General features: G+C 54.0%; 12 protein-coding genes. 3 read left to right on the top strand and 9 right to left on the bottom strand.

Annotation, left to right across the window (positions count from 1 at the left end):
* Positions 1-2030, bottom strand: a 2030-nt coding sequence (locus QN359_RS05910; RefSeq protein WP_323493201.1) for a hypothetical protein, incomplete at its 3' end; no start/stop codon positions are given.
* Positions 2031-2474: 444 nt separating this feature from the next.
* Here QN359_RS05910 and QN359_RS05905 point away from each other — a divergent pair.
* From QN359_RS05905 to gorA, 3 genes are all read left to right on the top strand, one after another.
* The gene (locus tag QN359_RS05905) at positions 2475-3101 is read left to right on the top strand and encodes an efflux RND transporter periplasmic adaptor subunit (protein WP_322248726.1); all 627 of its coding nucleotides are present in this window, start codon (positions 2475-2477) and stop codon (positions 3099-3101) included.
* 43 nt (positions 3102-3144) lie between these two features.
* A complete protein-coding gene (locus QN359_RS05900; protein WP_322248727.1) occupies positions 3145-3978 on the top strand; it encodes a siderophore-interacting protein in 834 nt (277 codons plus the stop codon).
* A gap of 83 nt (positions 3979-4061) precedes the next feature.
* Positions 4062-5417 carry a glutathione-disulfide reductase gene (gene gorA, locus QN359_RS05895; RefSeq protein WP_322248728.1) on the top strand — a complete coding sequence of 452 codons (1356 nt, stop codon included), beginning with the start codon at positions 4062-4064 and terminating at the stop codon, positions 5415-5417.
* A gap of 11 nt (positions 5418-5428) precedes the next feature.
* Here gorA and QN359_RS05890 read toward each other — a convergent pair whose 3' ends face one another.
* The 8 genes from QN359_RS05890 to QN359_RS05855 all read right to left on the bottom strand — a co-directional run bounded on the left by QN359_RS05890 (position 5429) and on the right by QN359_RS05855 (position 18942).
* On the bottom strand, positions 5429-6733 hold the full coding sequence (locus QN359_RS05890; RefSeq protein WP_322248729.1) for a Fic family protein: 1305 nt from the start codon (positions 6731-6733) through the stop codon (positions 5429-5431).
* Between the two features lie 529 nt (positions 6734-7262).
* Positions 7263-9401, bottom strand: a complete 2139-nt coding sequence (locus tag QN359_RS05885; protein WP_322248730.1) for a hybrid sensor histidine kinase/response regulator — start codon at positions 9399-9401, stop codon at positions 7263-7265.
* Between the two features lie 131 nt (positions 9402-9532).
* On the bottom strand, positions 9533-13534 hold the full coding sequence (purL, locus tag QN359_RS05880; protein WP_322248731.1) for a phosphoribosylformylglycinamidine synthase: 4002 nt from the start codon (positions 13532-13534) through the stop codon (positions 9533-9535).
* A 154-nt stretch (positions 13535-13688) separates the two neighbouring features.
* Positions 13689-15383 (bottom strand): glycosyltransferase family 39 protein, encoded by a 1695-nt coding sequence (locus QN359_RS05875; RefSeq protein WP_322248732.1) that lies wholly within the window; start codon positions 15381-15383, stop codon positions 13689-13691.
* 77 nt (positions 15384-15460) lie between these two features.
* A complete protein-coding gene (locus QN359_RS05870) occupies positions 15461-16678 on the bottom strand; it encodes an EAL and HDOD domain-containing protein (protein WP_322248733.1) in 1218 nt (405 codons plus the stop codon).
* A 37-nt stretch (positions 16679-16715) separates the two neighbouring features.
* The gene (gene cheZ, locus QN359_RS05865; protein WP_322248734.1) at positions 16716-17345 is read right to left on the bottom strand and encodes a protein phosphatase CheZ; all 630 of its coding nucleotides are present in this window, start codon (positions 17343-17345) and stop codon (positions 16716-16718) included.
* A gap of 27 nt (positions 17346-17372) precedes the next feature.
* Complete coding sequence (cheY, locus tag QN359_RS05860; RefSeq protein ID WP_322248735.1) at positions 17373-17768, bottom strand: chemotaxis response regulator CheY; 396 nt, start codon at positions 17766-17768, stop codon at positions 17373-17375.
* A gap of 97 nt (positions 17769-17865) precedes the next feature.
* Positions 17866-18942 (bottom strand): chemotaxis response regulator protein-glutamate methylesterase, encoded by a 1077-nt coding sequence (locus QN359_RS05855; protein WP_322248736.1) that lies wholly within the window; start codon positions 18940-18942, stop codon positions 17866-17868.
* Positions 18943-18955: the final 13 nt, after the last annotated feature.

Genomic DNA, 18955 nt, shown 5'->3' with positions numbered 1-18955 from the left:
TGATCGAGTCGGGCGTTTTGTTGTTCGGCGGAGAGCAAGAGCTTGGCGGCTTCTTGCATTACAGGCCAGGGATTTTGTTCCACCGGCGTAATCTGTGCGCCCTGCTTGCTCAGCGCTGCCAAGGCATCCGATAATTGCTGGCGCTGCGACTGGCTCTTGCTGGTATCCGACTGATCCGCCAGATTCATCACACAAGCCTTATTGCCTGCTGCGCGCGCGCCCTCTGCAGTGGGCCAAACACTGGCCAGACCCGCCGCCACGCCGAGACTTGCGACCCCGCTCGCCGAACCACCAACCGCACGCGCCGCCACCGCAGCCAGCATGGCTACGGCCGTCGTGACAGTGGCCGCGGAGATCGACTGTCCGGCAGAGTCGAAATCAGCTAGCGGTGCCGGATCGCGCACCAGCGGTGCGACACCATCGATCTCAGCCCACGCCGACCAACTGCGCGACAAGGAAGGCACGCCTTGGGCCATCAGATCCTTGGGTACGATGACCTGCTGTGAGTGCGTCGTCCTTTCGGCCTCATGCATGTAACGCGCCAAGGCTTCGGCCATGTGCCCAGCCTGCTGCGCTTGTTGCGCAGTAAATCCCGTGGCGTTATAGCGCTGCAACCATGCTTGCATCAGTCGGTGAATCAGGCTCGCTTCACTTTCGCTCGGCGTATGAGGATGATGAACGGCGTACCACTGCGCTTCGACGACCTGCTGGTCTGCCTGCCACGCCAGTTGCGACTGCTCGGCAGCCTGCCAGCGCCGCTGATATCCGGCGATGTCCTGCGACAAGGCCAGCAGCGACACCAGATTGCATACACGAGCGTTGTGCTCCAAGCGACGAGTTTCTGCTTGCGTCTGTTGCTCTGACCACAGCGCCAGCGTATCACTGAGCAAGCGCGGTTCCAGACTGCTCGCCCACAGTTGACTGAGCAAAACAATCGCCGTACTGAAGGTGCCTTGCATCTCTACAAAGCGATCGGCGCGGCAGGCAATATCCTCCACCTCAGTCAGCCAAGGTGCCAACAGCGCCAAGCAGTCTTCCGATGTCAATATTCGCGTCCCCAGGGGTGCTCGGGTGCCGCCGGCCGCCGCGCGCATTGTTTGTCCTTGCAGTAAGCTCTGCTGTTCCAACAATTCCAGCAGTTCGACCGCGCTGCCAAGCAAAATCCCGTCTAACTGCACCTGTTTCTGCAGACCGGCTTGTTGCGCTGGTACCAGCAAAGCTTGCCTTGCTTGCTGCGCGTTGTCGATACGCTGCTGCAGCATATCCAACAAGCGCGCACAGGCCGATGCGGCCACAGCGACGGGCTCAGACGCTTGCTCGCCGGGCTGCTCAAACGCCTGCTCCGCCACGACAATAAACTTCTGCAGCAGTTGCCACTGTTGATTACCGCGCACATCTTCAGAAGTCGGCTGCACGAACCAATTGATCAAGCGCTCAGCCCAAGAGAAGCTTCCCTCCTCCCGCGCGGCAGAGCGCAAGCCAGGCAGCAGTTGCCTGGCCGGATGTGCCGGCGGTAAACGCGCAATTTCACGCTCAGTCAGGCTCAATTGGGCACGCAGTTCTTGATCCGCTGTCAAGCGCGGGAAGTACAAGGCTTCCGCCTGATCTTCCTGCGCAGTATCGGCGAACAGCGCAGCGGCCTGTGCCGCCAGCCTGGCGACCAATTCCCGCACCTGCGCTTCGGCCCACGCCCAGCCTGTCGAACCAGACCACGGTGGCGCGGTGCCAGTCATTTTATTCGGTGCTGTCGTCGGGTCGACCAGCTTCCTGCCGCTCTCGCAATTGGCAAATTTGACCGCTGCCAGCCCAGCTAAGTCAGCGCCATCGTCACGACGTTTACCCGACGTGACGACACCGTTCAAGGCTGCTGCAAGACTAGTCATATTACCGTGTACGGCCGGCGACAACTTGACTGACACCGAACTGCCGGCTAACAAGTTTTGGGACAGTGTCGTAGGCGCAAAGCTCAGCATCATTGGCTCATCTACCGCCGAGTGCGACGAACAGGCAATACTCAAATTTCTAGGCATAACATTTCCTCTGCGCAGGCAAAAGTAAGATTGAATAAGGAACCCGAGACCAAGCAATTTTCAGAATTTCATGGAGGCGACGTACAGCTATTTGCAAACATGGCTGACGCAGAAATACGTTGCCCTTAGCCATGCTCGAGTTCGTCGAAAAATCATATTTAATTTGGCAAATTAGAAATTTCAGTTTTCGATCATTCACTTGCGCATGGGGCAGTCGCCTAGGGAAGCGCGGCATGCTTTCCACCAAGGTGCTCTGCCGGCTCACTGAGCGTTCAGCACTGATAGCGCCAAACGCATTAATAAGCTGCAAATCGTGCGGCTTCCGCCGGACAAATCCAAATGTTACCTTTCCAGCAGCTCCATTTTGAGAGCCTCCCAATAAGCAGAGGTTATTTTGCACTCAATCAATTCACAACAATTCAAAGAAGTCGCGGAAGCACTGTCATGAAACCCATCCATACAAACGCTGCTGCCATATTCTTCGTTGCAATCACTACAGCCATCGCCCTATCGGGCTGCGGCCAGTCAAAAACTGCTTTACCGAGAAGTAAGCAGCCAATAGCAAGCGTCACAGTCGCAGCGCCCGAGAGCTCGATGGTTCAGGAAACACTGGATTACACCGGTCGAATAGAAGCGTCGCAACGAGTTGAAGTGCGCTCACGTTTGTCTGGCTACTTGCAAGCGATCAAATTTCATGATGGCCAGCAGGTCAGAGCAGGTGATGCCCTCTTTGTGATTGATCAGCGACCCTTTGCGATCGCCCGAGATCGTGCGCAGGCAATCGTGGCGCAAGCCATTGCGCGCCAAAAACTCGCGTCAACACAACTAACTCGTGTCACGCATTTACATCAATCGGGCGCATCAAGCGCAGACGAACTCGACCGCACCCGCGGTGAGTTTGAAGGCGCTCAGGCAGCGCTACTATTGAGCCAAGCCGAATTGAAAAGTGCCGAACTTGAGCTGGCGTTTGCCACTGTCAGGTCACCCATCGCGGGCACAGTGTCTGATCATCGTATCGACATTGGCAACTACGTTGTCGGCGGCGCTGGACAAGCTTGCCGGTGGCTTTGATGTCGGCAATACCGTTAGTAAATAAGTCAACAATTGTCATCCTATGGTAGTCACAAAATTAAATCTCAACATGCACACGAGCACAAAAAAACCACCAATCAATCACATTCCCCTTGCCGCTATGGAAGCGCACAATGCCATGCTTCAAGCGGCACCGGTTCGGCCACAATCAGCAGCCATTGTGACGGCGCGCGAACAGCTCAGTGCAGCGCGGATTCGGCTCAGCTTCAGTGGTGATGATGTGGCGACCTTTATTCATAATGAGGCGACGCAAGCGCCCGGCACTTGGGTCAAGCTGTTCGTGCCGGCCGCAAATGGAGAAATTATCGGACGCGCCTACACGCTGCGTCAGTTTGATCTCAGCAAGGGAAGCTTCGAGATAGAATTTTTCACTCACCAAAACGGGCCAGCTTCATCATGGGCGCATTCTGCACAAATTGGAGATAGCATCAGCTTTGCGGGTCCGCGCGCTGGTGGGTTTTCTCTCCATCCAGCATCGGCCTGGCTTGCCCTGATTGGCGATGAGACTGGCTGGTCTGCGATACAGGCTATCTTGACTACTCTCCCTACCGATTTACCAGCAATCATCCTGATTGAAGTCGAGCATCCCGATCAACATCCGCCTTTTCTTGTCGGCCCCAATATGCAACTACACTATATCAAGCGCACTCATCAGCAATTGGGAGCAGATCAGGCACTCGTCAGCTCACTCGATGAGTTGGAAATACCCTCAGGCTCAGGCCAAGCATGGGTGGCCGGAGAGTCGAGCAGCGTCATGGCGATACGTAAGTTTCTACAAGAAAAATGGAAATTAGACAAAACAGACCTCCACACGAAAGGCTATTGGAAACAGGGCGAATCACATTTTCGCTCCTAGGAAAATACCAGTTGACATGGAACGGTGGCATACTTGCTGCGCTTACTAGCAGCCCAACTTGCCTATATTGTTAAAGGAATGGCGTGAATACAGAAATGTTTGATTTATTAGTCATCGGTGCCGGCAGTGGTGGGGTACGCGCTGCGCGTATGGCCGCACAAAAAGGTGCACGCGTGGGTATCATTGAAGGGGGCGATTTAGGCGGCACTTGCGTCAATGTCGGCTGTATTCCCAAAAAACTCTATAGCTATGCCGCGCATTATGCCGAGTCTTTCAACGAAGCTGCCGGTTATGGCTGGTCGATTACAGAAAAACCCAAGCTGAACTGGGAACTGCTGAAAGCCAACCGACGCACAGAAATTTCTCGCCTCAATGCCGTCTATGCCAATCTGCTGAGCAATGCCGGGGTAGTAATGATCAGCGGCTGGGCCAAGATAATTAATCGCAATACGGTACAAGTCGACGGCCTTGCGTATCATGCCAAGACCATATTGATCGCCACTGGTGGCACCCCGACGGTACCGCACATTGCCGGAGCGGAGCACGCCATCACCTCCAACGACATCTTCGATCTTGCGGTATTTCCCAAACGATTATTAGTCGTCGGCGGTGGATATATCGCCTGCGAATTTGCCTCCATATTTAACGGGCTCGGTGCGCAAGTTACACAACTGTATCGTGGAGAACAAATATTACGCGGCTTTGACGATGATGTGCGTCAGTTTCTTGCGGCAGAAATGCGTCAAGCCGGCGTCGATTTACGCCTCAATACCGATGTCGCTACAATCATCAATTCGGAAGACGGCCTCACCGTCAGCTTAAACAATGGCCAGACCATACAAGTCGACACCATCTTGTATGCCATCGGCCGCGTTCCCAATATTCAAGGTTTGGGGCTACCAGAGAACGGTATTGAACAAAGCGCCGATGGGGCAATTAAAGTAAACGAGCAATATCAAACATCGGTTCCCGGCATTTATGCCTTGGGCGACGTGACGGCCAGAATTCAACTCACCCCGGTGGCATTAGGCGAAGCCATGGCGCTGGTAGATCATCTGTTCGGCGCACAAAAAATGCAAATGGATTACGCTTTTATCCCGACTGCTGTGTTCACGCATCCCAACCTTGCCACGGTCGGCTATAGCGAAGCGGAGGCACGAAATAAATTCAAAAAAATACGCGTGTATCGCAGCGAATTCAAAGCGCTTAAACATACATTAAGCGGCAGCACCGAACGGACTATGATGAAACTCATCGTCGATGACCTGACTGATCGCGTGGTGGGCATGCATATGGTAGGGGCCGATGCCGGCGAAATCATACAAGGATTTGCCGTGGCCATGAAAGCCGGTGCGACCAAAGCTATCTTTGACAGCACGATAGGCATTCATCCTACGGCAGCGGAAGAGTTTGTGACGATGCGAACTGCTCTGCCTTGAACCCGCAGCCATCAATGCCCACGCCGCAGCTTCCAGGCTTGATACTCGGTCGCGCGCACACCATAGCGCGCCAGTACACCCTCATGTAGCCGCTTCAGCTCGTCGATGACCAATGCCAAGACGTCTGCCTGCTGCTGCGCCGGAACCCGCTCTGCCACGTAGGCTTGAATGCTTGAGATCGGGTCTAGTTCAGGATGCATGATGAGCTCACGGATCGTTTGTTTGATGAAATCCCGCCAAGCCAAGCGCAGTGGATCGGGCTCCGCAAGATTTTGTTTAATAACCAGATACTCCTGCGTCGAACGTTCGTAAGCCCAAACGTACAAGTCACGCAACAGTTCCACGCGGGTCATCTCGTATACGCCCAGGGTGGCACGGCTGTAGGCCTGCTCCGGTACATCCAGGAAAGTCAGAGGGCACAGGTTGGCGCGAAACAGGGGCAAATTCGCCGCTAGTCGCGAGCTGCGCTTATTCATATCAGCAAAGGGCTGCAGATAAGGCAGGTGCACCATCATGAAGAAGGACTGCTCGAACGGGTCACGAATTTGGTTGGCCTTGCCCAGCAGCGCGTCCAACGCTTGGTCGATTTGCTGTGGCGTAGAAAGAGGCCGATAGACACTTTTTCCTATATCGACCGCATGCTGCCGAATCCGCCCCTCATCAGCCGGGTTGGGCAGCAAGTTTTCCGCCAAGGCGCTGTGCAGATTCATCAAGGTGTAGCGGTTGAACTCTGCGCTGGCGATGTTTTCTACCAGCAGCTCGATCGCCGTCTTATGGTTGAGAATCATTTGCGTTTCCAGCGCGGCTTTACCCTGTGCCACCTTGCCGTGTTCGATCAGTTCACGCGTGTCCAAACGTGAGTAGGTGTTACCTTCCAGATGGCTTGACGCCCAAGATAAATCGATCAGCAAGCGGTTCAAAATGGCGCGACTATACGTACCGGCCGGCTCATCCACTGCAGCGGTTCGGCCCATCTTGTGCAATTGCCGGCGCAGCGACTCAGACAAGTAGAAGGTCTGGTTGGGACGATATGCCTCCAGAAAATCGTGCTGGTAGCCGACCGGCTGGCGCGCTTGCGTAGGCTGGTCGACATAGGCCAGAACATCCTCACTGTCAGCCGACCTGCGAATAAAATTGGGGAAAATATCGCTGGCAGCAGCCACAATGAAGCTGTCAGCTTGGCCACTCACTGCGAAGTAGCGGCGTGCTCTACCCTCCCCTATCGCCGCAGCTTGGCCATTCTCAATCAGCTTCGCAATCAGGCGCTGTGCCGTACGTCTGGCCATATAGGGGTGCTCGGTCAGCAGTTCAGCCAAGCTCAATCCAGCCACGGATAGGCGAATACTATTGAATAAGTCAGTCGTCGATGACATGATCGATATGGCGCAGTTTGAGAGGGTTGTGGCGCGATTATGGCGCAGTTTATGGAACTGCGCCACATTTCCGTAAAAAATTGGCGCAGTTTAGCTTTATGTCACCCAGTAGCAGCCCTAAGCGCGCCCTTCCCGATTGATCAAAGCACTCTGCACCGAGGTCGCAGAAGCCATGCTCGCTTGGCCGAGCAACAGTGCATTTGAATTGTTTCTGGCATCATTCCCGCATGCTTTTGACGGGAACCCAGCGTCGTTTTCAGCACTGAAAACACGATCATATCTGGCATTTTCAGTTAAGCACGAACACCGCTGGGTTCCTGCCGAAAGCGTGCAGGAATGACCTTACTGGCGATTGGGGTAATGATAGCCTTTTGCGACAGCCTTTGAAGGCCGGGGTTTCAAACCCTAGTCAGATTTTTGATGATGCGCCACGGTAGGCATGAGCGACGCCCTCAACGAGGGGAAATCCAGCCTACAAACCTCTGACCAACTGCCGCTTAAGCACTGCCGCGAGGCCGCCTTTGTTAAATGGCTTAGTCAGAAAATCATCCATACCGGCATCGAAGCAGGCATCTTTATCCGACTGCATGGCATTGGCGGTCAAGGCGATGATGGGGGTCGTGGCATTCGGTCCGCCGCCAACGCGGATGGCGCGGGTGGCATCGAATCCATTCATGACCGGCATTTGCACATCCATCAAGATGACTTGGTATTTGCGCTTTTGAGCCGCGTCGACTGCTTCGGCACCGTCTTTGGCCAACTCCACTTCGAAGCCTTGTTGCGTCAACAGCGCCAAGGCCAATTTTTGGTTGATGACATGATCTTCGACTAATAAGATCTGGTCCTTTTGCGCTGCCACGCGCGGTGCCGGCAGTGCTTCTGCCGTCGGCTGCGAATCGCTGACAAGTACCGGTAAGGGCATCACCTTGGCGATGCTGGCATCCTTAGCGGCGACTTTGAGCGGCAATTCAAACCAAAACAAACTGCCCTGGCCAGACTGGCTGTACACGCCTATCTTGCCATGCATGCCTTCGACTAATTTTTTGCAGATAACCAGACCCAAACCGGTGCCGCCGAATTGACGTGAGGTGGAGGCATCGACTTGAGTAAATTGGGTAAATAATTTTTGCTGAGCTTCTGCGGCGATGCCTATGCCGGAATCTCTAACTTCGAAGCGCAAGCCCTGGTCGGTTTTTACGATCGCCAAACTCACCCCACCTCGGCTGGTGAATTTGACGGCATTACCAAGTAAATTGAACAGCACCTGACGGATACGCAAGCTATCGCCAATATAATCGCCATGGGCAGCTTCACTCACAGAAATTTTCAGGCTGATGCCCTTGTCATCGGCATTCATTTTCAAATTCGAGCTTACCGAATTGAGCAAGATTCCCAAAGAAAACGCGTGCGCCTCGAATTCCATGTGGCCAGCCTCAATTTTTGACAAATCGAGAATATCATTGATCAAGACCAGTAAGGCTTCACCGGAGTGCGCGATATTGCGCGCATAGCCTTTTTGCTCGGGGTTGAGGCCACTCTCCAACAACAAGCCTGTCATGCCGAGTACGCCATTCATCGGCGTCCGTATCTCGTGCGACATATTAGCGAGGAACAGACTTTTCGCCGCACTTGCGCTTTGCGCCAGAATTTTTTCCACTTCCAAATCGCTGCGTAAACGGTCGGCTGCCGCCTGAGAGCGCAGCAGCAGATAAAATAAGAAAATCGCCATGATGCTGATCAGCGTGGCGGCAGCCAAAATAATTCGTTTATTAGCATCAATCGGTGCTGATAACTCGGACACCGCGACGCCAACGACGTAATTGAGCCCGTACTCGGGGTCGCGGTAATAACCATAAATCCGCTCGATGCCGTCGGTTTGCGAGATTTGCCGAAAATTACCCGAATCCGGCAACTTCAAATCCAAATACGGGGTCGCTTTGAGCACCGTTCCCAGCACCGATTCCTTGGCTGGGAATCGGGACATGATTTCTCCGCTGTCACGCACCAAAGAAACCACATCGTTATCATGCACACTCAAAATTCTGGAAAAGTTGGCGATCAAATCCGGGCTGATCGAGACCACCAAGACGCCGTTGAATTGACCGTCTTTGTAGATGGCTCGGGTAAACTGGATCGACCACTTGCCCGAGACCTTGCCCTTAACCGGTTTGCTGATGAACAGTTCATCACGCTGCGGTGATTGTTGATGTACTTTGAAGTGCTCGCGCGTGCTGAGATCGGTTCTGTCGGTGGCCGCGGCCAGATTGGAAAACGCCAGCAAACCTTGCTTATCGATGACGGCAACCTGAAACGTCAGGTCATGAATATTTTCCTGACTACGGCGTATCAAAAACGCAAACGACTGCCAATCACCATTCCATTGCGGCCGCACATTTAACAAAACTTCGTTAACACGTTTGATGGTCGAGCGCGTGTTTTCGGCGAAAACCCGCGCTTCGATAACGGTTTTAACATCGGCCTCATGCAGATAACTGGCGCTTGAGCGGCTGATTTCAAAGTAAGCACCGCCCCAAATAATGAGCAGACACAGTAAGGCCAACAAGGACATCTGCAATCTGAGTCGATTCGAACCGAACTGCGGAAGGGCCATGACGTATCCTTGAGGAAATTTATCTACAGTGTAGCTCGAAAGTGCAGCGCAGCAGGCTAGCCTGATCAGTTATGTAGTAAATCCTTAACAAGCTTGCGCGCTCGCAACCGCGAACGCGCACCGTCAGTGTATTAACCCACCCACTTCCGCGCATTGCGGAATACCCGCATCCACGGTGCCTCATCGGTCCAGTCATCCGGATGCCAAGAATGCACCGCCGTGCGGAATACCCGCTCGGCATGCGGCATCATCACCGTGAAGCGACCATCGAGATTGGTAACGGCGGTGATCCCTTGCGGCGAACCGTTGGGATTGTAAGGATAGGCCTCGGTTTGGGCACCATGATTATCAACGAAACGCAAGGCCACTTGCGCCTGCGTGATGTCACCAGTGGTGGAGAAATCGGCAAAACCTTCGCCATGGGCAATCGCAATCGGCGTCTCTGTACCGGCCATACCATCAAACAGTATCGAGGCCGATTCCAGCACTTTCACCATCGAGAAGCGCGCTTCGAATTGCTCCGACTTGTTACGGGTAAATTTAGGCCAAGCCTGCGCACCCGGGATGATGGATTTCAGATTACTCATCATCTGGCAACCATTACAGATACCGAGACCGAAAGTATCCGTGCGTTGGAAAAACTGGGCAAATTGTGCCGCCATCATGTCGTTGAACAGAATAGTCTTGGCCCAACCCTCGCCGGCCCCGAGCACGTCACCATAAGAGAACCCGCCGACGGCGATGAGGCCTTTGAAATCAGCCAGTTTGGCCCGCCCGGCGATAAGATCACTCATGTGCACGTCAACCGCTTCGAAACCGGCTTTGTGCATGACATAGGCAGTTTCAATATGCGAATTAACGCCCTGCTCGCGCAGTATGGCGATCTTCGGACGCACCCCGGTGGCGATAAATGGGGCAGCAATATCCTCGGCCATCGCAAACGTGATTTTCGGCTGCATGCCAGGATCAGTCAGATCGGTGATGCGTGCATATTCGGCATCGGCACCGGCCGGATTGTCACGCAAGCGGGCGATTTGCCAACTGGTGCTACTCCACATTTGATGCAAGCTCGAACGCGGCTGGGCAAAAATCTGTTTGGCGTCACGGGTGAATTCGATGCGATCGGCCGCTTGTGGCTTGCCGATGATATGGCTGCAGGCACCGAGATTATACGTACGCAGCACATCCATGACGACCGAACGCTGATCGGTACGCACCTGTATCACGGCACCCAACTCTTCCGAGAACAAGGCGCGCAAGGTTTGCTCATTGCGTCGCTCGGCGACCTGACCGGCCCAATTTTTCGCGTCACCCTGATCGGCACCATGACCGCTGTCCATGGTCAGAATATCGAGATTGACGGCCAAACCGGCACGGCCGGCAAATGCCATTTCGCACAGAGTGGCAAACAAACCGCCGTCGGAACGATCATGATAGGCCAGCAATTGGCCTTCACGATTGAGCTGCTGAATCGCCGCGAAGAAAGCTTTTAAATCGCTGGCACTGTCGACATCGGGGGCGATATCGCCGAGGGTTTGCATGACTTGGGCAAAACACGACGCGCCGAGGCGATTGCGGCCGCGGCCGAGATCGATCAGAATCAAGCTGGTGTCGCCCTGATCCATGCGCAATTGCGGCGTCAGGGTCTTGCGTACATCATAGACCGGGGCAAAGCCGGAAATAATCAGCGACACCGGCGAGGTCACCGATTTGCTGTCGGCGCCGTCGTTCCAAGTGGTACGCATGGATAAAGAATCTTTACCGACCGGAATGCTGATGCCGAGCTCAGGACACAATTCCATGCCGATCGCTTTGACGGTATCAAACAAGGAGGCGTCCTGCCCCGGTTGACCACAAGCGGCCATCCAGTTGGCCGACAATTTGATATCGGAAATATCGGCAATCGCTGCCGCAGCGATGTTGGTGATGGCTTCGCCAACCGCCATGCGACCGGAGGCCGGCGCATCGATCACCGCCAACGGAGTGCGCTCACCCATAGACATGGCTTCACCGAGGAAGCCTTCGAAACTCATCGTCGTCACCGCACAATCGGCCACCGGCACTTGCCATGGGCCGACCATTTGATCGCGCACCGAAGTCGCGCCGACGGTACGGTCACCGATGGTGATCAGGAATGATTTATCACCCACCGTCGGCAAGCTCAAAATTCTGCGTGCCGCTTCTTCGAGTGCAATACCGGTCAAATCGAGCGGCTTGAAGCTGTGTTTGACATGCTCCACCGTGCGATGCATTTTCGGCGGCTTACCGAGCAACACATTCATCGCCATATCGACTGGAGCGGTATTGTTTTCCGGATCGATGAGCTTGAGTTGACGTTCTTCGGTGGCGCTGCCGACCACCGCATACGGGCAGCGTTCGCGCTCGCAGAAGCTGGCAAACAAGGCCAGGCTGTCAGGCAAAATTGCCATCACATAACGCTCTTGCGATTCATTGCTCCAGATTTCTTTCGGCGCCATGCCGCTTTCTTCGAGGTGAATCTTGCGCAGATCGAAAATCGCACCGCGCTTGGCATCATTGGTAATTTCCGGGAAAGCATTCGACAAGCCGCCGGCACCGACGTCGTGTATCGACAATATCGGATTTTTCTCACCCAACTGCCAGCAAGAATTAATCACTTCCTGCGCGCGCCGTTCCATTTCCGGGTTACCACGCTGCACCGAATCGAAATCGAGGTCGGCGGTATTGCTACCGGTCGCCATCGATGAGGCGGCACTGCCACCCATACCGATGCGCATGCCCGGGCCACCCAACTGTATCAACAAGCTGCCGACCGGCAGATCATCTTTCTTGGTCAGACGGGCAGAAATACTGCCGATGCCGCCGGCGATCATGATCGGTTTGTGATAACCGTAAACCGTGCCGCCGACCTGCTGTTCGTAGGTACGGAAATAGCCGCCCAAATTCGGCCGACCGAATTCATTATTGAATGCAGCCGCGCCGAGCGGACCGTCTATCATGATCTGCAAGGCCGAGGCGATGCGATCGGGCTTGCCATACACGGTATCGTGGCGCTGTGCGCTCTCGCTGTCGCTGGCGTTTTCCCATGGCTGTTCGGCCCCGGGAATGCGTAAATTAGAAACGGTAAAGCCGCACAGACCGGCTTTCGGTTTGGCACCGCGACCGGTGGCGCCTTCGTCGCGAATTTCACCGCCGGCGCCGGTTGAGGCCCCGGCAAACGGCGAGATCGCGGTCGGATGATTATGCGTCTCAACCTTCATGAGAATATGCGTCAACTCTTCCGTCGCGCGATATACATGACCATCCTCACTGCCAGATGGGAAGAAGCGCATGACGCTGGCCCCTTCGATCACCGAGGAATTGTCGCTGTAAGCGACCACCGTACCTTGTGGGTGCAATTCATGGGTATTTTTAATCATCTGGAACAAAGATTTATCTTGTTCCACGCCGTCGATGGTCCAATCGGCATTGAAAATCTTGTGCCGGCAGTGTTCGCTGTTGGCTTGTGCGAACATCATCAATTCAACGTCAGAGGGATTGCGTGCCGCCGCCGTGAAGGCCGTGATCAGGTAATCGATTTCATCGTCCGACAAGGCCAGACCGAGCGCCAGATTGGCCGCTTCGAGGGCTGCTTTGCCACCGCTCAGAATATCGATGTGCGCCAAGGCTTTGGCAGTCAGTTCACTGAACAAACCCTGTGCCTGCTGCACGTCATCGAGCACCATTTCGGTCATACGATCATGCAGCAGCGCGGCGACGGCGGCACGCGCTGGCGCGTCGAGTTCGCGACTACCGCCCAGCAATTTACTCTTCAGTTGAACCACATAGATGATGCCGCGTTCGATGCGACGAATCTGTTGCATGCCACAGTTATGCGCGATATCGGTGGCCTTACTGGCCCACGGTGAAATCGTGCCGAGGCGCGGAATAACGACAAACGTCGCACCGCTTTCTTGGCCGACAAAAGCCGCGCCATACACCAGCAAGGCTTGCAGCCGGGCGGTCTGGTCGACATCGAGCGCAACGCTGCTGTCGATGAAATGCTGATATCGGGCGGTCACGCCGACGATATGGGCATCGACTTGCTGCAGACGAGTGAGTAAATTGGAGGTACGAAAAGCAGACAAGGCGTTAGAGCCTGGCAATATCAACATGGCGAGAGAGAATTTGAGGCGATAGCTACAGGCAAAACACTTGCAGCTAATGCAGGTTGAATGATAAAGATGCGATTATACCTTGGGAAACCGAGCAGTAGTGCAGCCGACGCACGGAGTTTGCCAGCGAAAGAACAGCGTATAGTCGGCCTACTCAATTGGAAAACACCCAGGTTTTACCAACTTGTCGGGTTGATTTGAAACGGGTGAAATAATTCTTTTGCTGAAAATCTGGCAAATCCTCTTCCAACACCAATAAATCGACTGTCTGAGTCTGCGCAAGAGCGACAAAGGCGGCATCATCGATGACAATTTTATTTTTATGTAACTTATTTCCCCAAAATAAATCATTGCTGCGGCTATCAACAATGCGTACCGCTCGCTTGAGGTAAAACGGCAGCGAAGACTGCTGTTCAAATACTCGGTATAGTAAGACCTCGCGCGCCGGGGCCTGGCGCTGCAATTGATCGACCAAGGCACGCGTCGAGGTTTGCGTATCGAGCCCCGCCAGTACTTGCAACAGCAAGGGTAAGCTGAGCAGCGGAATGAGCAAATACGCATACCAAGTCAGCCGCGCCGAGCGGCTGGCCAGCGCACTCGCAGCCAGCGAGGCAAGCAGCAGCACGCCCAAGGCCGCACGTAAGAAATCCGCTGCCGGCCAGCCGGCCAGCGGGCCGATCTGACTGATGTCGAGCCGCTCAAAGTGCCAGAGTATGGCAGCAAACAAGGCCGCGCCCAAACAACCGGGCAACCAAGCCAGCCGGCGCGAGGGCCAGCGTGCGGCAAGCAGCGTCGCGAGCTGCATTGCGGCTAACGGCATGACGACGACGAGATAATAATTTGCCTTGGCACTGGAGATCGAAAAGAACACCAGCGGCATGAGCCAAGCCAGTAACAAGAAGCGCTGCAAACTGCGCGGCGCTGTAGTGCCGACAGCAGCAGCAACAGCGGGATCAACAGGACGCCGCAGCAATAGCACAGGTAGCAACAGCGACCATGGAAAGAGAAACGCGATCATGCGCGGCAAGTAATACCACCAAGCACCGGCATAATAGTCGTGCGGCTCACGCTTACCGAGAAACCGCAACACATGTTCGTTGATGAAATAAAACCAAGTAAAAATCGGCTCAGTCAGCATTGCGGCCAGATGCCATGGCGCGGCCAAGGCAAAAAATACCAACAAGCCACGCCAATCCAAGCAGCGCCGCAGACGCGCCAAGAAATCTGCCGGCGACTTGGCGCACGAGAGAAGATAACTGCCCATGATGGCTGAAAACAGGATCAGCGCGACAAAGCCTTTCGCCAGCAAAGCTCCGGCCAGCAGCGCCATGGCCCGATATAAGGCAGCGCGCTGCTGTTGCTCGATGTACAGATAAGCATGCATCACCGCGCCGGTCAAAAAAAACGTCAACAGCATGTCGAACATCAGCGTGCGCGCCATCGCAGTCACACCCAGACTACTGACAAACACCACCGCCGCAAACTGCCCAACTGCAGGCAGGCCAACACGGCGGCCGAACCATAACAACAGTCCGACGCACCCCAAACATGATAGGGCCGGCGACAAGCGCACTACCCACTCGTGCTCACCGAACAGCGCCAAGGCCGAGGCGGTGAGCCAGTACAGCAGTGGCGGCTTCTCCATGTAAGCGAGGCCATTGAGGTGGGGGATAATCCAATTTTCCCACTTAGCTGAATGCAGCATTTCTCGCGAAATTTCTGCATACAAACCCTCGTTATTGTCGAGTACCGCATATGCACCGAGTCGATAGGCGACAAAATAGCAGGCCAGCAGCCAAATCAGTGGCAGTGGGATCGCAGCGAAGGAAGATAATTTCTGTTGTTGCATGAATCGAAAAGCGAATGAACTAAAATAAAAAAAAACGGCAAGCACAGATGCTTGCCGTCAGTGATGGTAGTCTTCAGTCAGACCGCAGCGGCGACGTTTTTCGCCCAGACCAAAGCGGCCAGATGGGCTGCGTTGACATCTTCCGCCGAAATTTTCAAGGATGCTGCCAAAGAAACGACCAGCATGCTATTCAATTCACAGGCTTCAGCCAAGGCCAAGTAAGGACCGAATACGCCAGCGCGTGAGATCAGCGCCTCCGTCACTACTTCCGGCAATTGTATGGTCGACAGGACTTCTGCCATCGGCAAACCGAGCAAACGATCGAGCAGTGAAAACATCCCGGCAACGAATAAATTCTCCGCCTCGGTTTTCGACATTTTCATTTGCCCCAATAATTCGGCAAAGCGACCACGCACGATTGCAGTTTCCAGTAATACCGCCGAAAAGCCACTGGTGCTGGCGGTTGCTAACAACACCGTCAACCAGCGATACAAGGGGCTGTAACCAAGCATTTGCACCGCATGCTTGAGTGACTGTACTTCGGTACGCAAACCAAACCCGGCTGAATTAATATAGCGCAACAATTTGTACGCCAAAGTGGGGTCGCGCTTGACCACCAGTTCCAACTGCTGGATATCGGCATTCTTTCTGACCATTTCCATCAACTGCAAAATCGTGGTCTGCGAGGAGTTCAATTCTTTCGGTGCCACCGACGGACGTGGTGTCAGGTGCAATTTGCCGACAAAGCTATCGAGCCCGAGCGCAGAACAAGCATCGTAATCCTGCCACGTCGCGACATTGCGCGCCACCATGCGTACCGAGGATTGTTTGAGACTGCCATAGACTTTGGCCTGCGAAGCGAAATTGGCGGCATTGAGCTGTACTTCGATGTGACTGACATAGGCAAAAAATGAACGCTCCAGCGTCGTCACTTCGGCACCGCGCAAGCAGATACCATATCCGAGGGAGCGCAAATGCTTGACGGCCTCCAGCGTCGCGGCATCGGCAAAATATTTCTTAGGCAGAATCAGTACGGTATTTTTTGGTGGGAAGCGCTTAAGCCCTTCTTGCTGCAATAATTCCGGTGCCGCCTCCAGAAACAGCAAGCTGTCGCCAAGCAAAAAGCCACGCTCTTCGTCGTTCAAATGGCCGGCGACAAAATCCAGCAAATAATCGAGATTCTGTACGCTGGTTTCTTGCGCGGGGTCGGCTTGCTGCCAAAAAAACTGAAAGCCGATGACTCGCTGTTTCGGGTCCAGCAAAGGCTCGCGCAAAATGAAATTATCTGCAATCATGTAGGATTCTGGTTAGAGGCAAGCACGAGCCACGTGTTTAAAAGCCCAGGCTATCGAGCAGGTCATCGACTTGACTCTGGTTCGCAACCACATCGGTTTTACCTTCAGGTTTGATTTGCGGACCATTGAGTAAACCGTCGGCAGTCTCTTTTTTCACTTCATTGGGCGAGTAATCGATTAGCAGTTGCACCAATTGTTGTTCCAAATTCTGCGCCAAGGCCGTGACTTTCTTGATCACTTGCCCAGTCAAATCTTGAAAGTCTTGCGCCATCATGATGTCCATGAGGTGCGATTTGGTTTGCACGCTGTTTTCAGAAGCCAGTGCCAGATACTGCAACATCTGCGCCGTCATTTGCTGCATTTGCTCCGAACTGGCTGGCTGCAGCTGCAGCGACTGCAATTGCAAGCTGATTTTTTTTGCTTCCGAATCGAGCTGTTCTTGTAAGGGAATCGCGATATCGGTGGCATTGAGCACGCGCTGCGCGGCCTGCTCTGACATTTTAGCGACATAGTCGAGCCGGTCGCGCGCGTCTGGAATATCTTCGGCCGCTCGCTCGAGCAGCTTATCGAGGCCGAGGCCACGCAAGCTGTCGTGCAGCAGTCGCGTCATATGACCGACACGAGACAGGAGGTCGTCTTGTTGAGTTTGTTGTAGGTCTTGGCTCATGATGCGCTCCCGAATTAAAGATGGTGCTTAAGCACTCTTGGCCAGTTTCTCGAAAATTTTCGAGAGTTTTTCGTCCAGTGTGGCAGCGGTAAATGGTTTGACCACATAGCCGTTGGCACCTGCTTGAGCGGCCGCGATGATATTTTCTTTCTTGGCTTCAGCCGTCACCATTAACACCGGCAATTTCGACAGGGCTGGATCAGCACGAATATGCTGCAACATGGTCAAGCCGTCCATATTCGGCATATTCCAATCGGAAATGACGAAGTCAAAATCGCCGTTCTTTAATTTTGCCAGACCCATGGCACCATCTTCGGCTTCATCAACATTGGAATAACCCAATTCTTTGAGCAGATTTCTGACGATGCGACGCATCGTAGAAAAGTCATCGACAACTAAAAACTTCAGATTTTGATCAGCCATGAATTACTCCACTATTTCTTTAAATACAGTTATCGATATTATCGGTTAAATTATGTTCAAACGGTGTTGGAATTACAGTAATGCATAATTTTACGCCTTAAACTCGTAATGCGCGGCTTCCATGTGTGGCAAGATGATGCAAAACCTTAGTTGGCAAGTCATTCAAGGGAGCGACCTCATGGGTCGCGCCGATTGCAATGGCTTCGCGTGGCATTCCAAATACTACACAACTTGCTTCATCTTGGGCAAAATTGTAAGCTCCGGCATTCTTCATTTCCAACATGCCGGCAGCGCCGTCTTTTCCCATCCCGGTCAAAATCACTCCAACCGCATTTTTACCGGCATAGGTGGCGGCCGAACGGAATAACACATCGACCGAAGGACGATGACGATTGACCGGCTCGCCGGTATCGAGCTGCGTGACATAATTAGCACCACTGCGCGCTAACAGTAAATGGGAGTGACCAGGCGCGATATACGCATGCCCTGGCAACACCCGCTCACCGCCACTCGATTCCGATACGGAAATCTTGCACAAGCCATCTAAGCGCTTGGCGAACGAGCGGGTAAACCCCTCAGGCATGTGCTGCGTGATCAAAATACCGGGGCAATCGGAAGGCATTTGCACCAGAAAATTCTTGATCGCTTCAGTACCTCCGGTCGATGCGCCGATGATGATCAGTTTCTCACTACTGGTCAAAGGATTTCTCACCATGGGCAGCGCGCCCTGCAGGGATTTACTGTGTTCGGCCGCCGCCACACTGCGCGGACGGATCCGCGCTTTCGAGGCGATGCGGATTTTTTCGGCGATCAACTCAGCATAATCATGCATCCCACTTTGTATCGACAGCTTGGGCTTGGTCACAAAATCGATGGCACCGAGTTCGAGTGCGCGCATGGTGATTTCCGAGCCGCGCTCGGTGAGCGAAGACACCATGATCACTGGCATAGGACGCAAACGCATCAAGCGCTCAAGAAAGTCGAGCCCATCCATTTTCGGCATCTCGACGTCGAGTGTCAGCACGTCGGGATTAAGCTGCTTGATCATCTCGCGCGCGACCAACGGGTCAGGCGCAACGCCAACCACTTCCATATCCGGTTGACTACCAATGATCTCGCTCATCACACTGCGAATGAGTGCGGAATCATCAACGACCAATACTTTAATTTTCATTCATCTCTCTCCA

This window comes from Undibacterium sp. 5I2 (assembly GCF_035019605.1).
Classification (GTDB): Bacteria; Pseudomonadota; Gammaproteobacteria; order Burkholderiales; family Burkholderiaceae_D; genus Undibacterium.
Note: the sequence above shows the minus strand (reverse complement) of the source record. Positions and strands in the feature narration are given on the sequence as shown.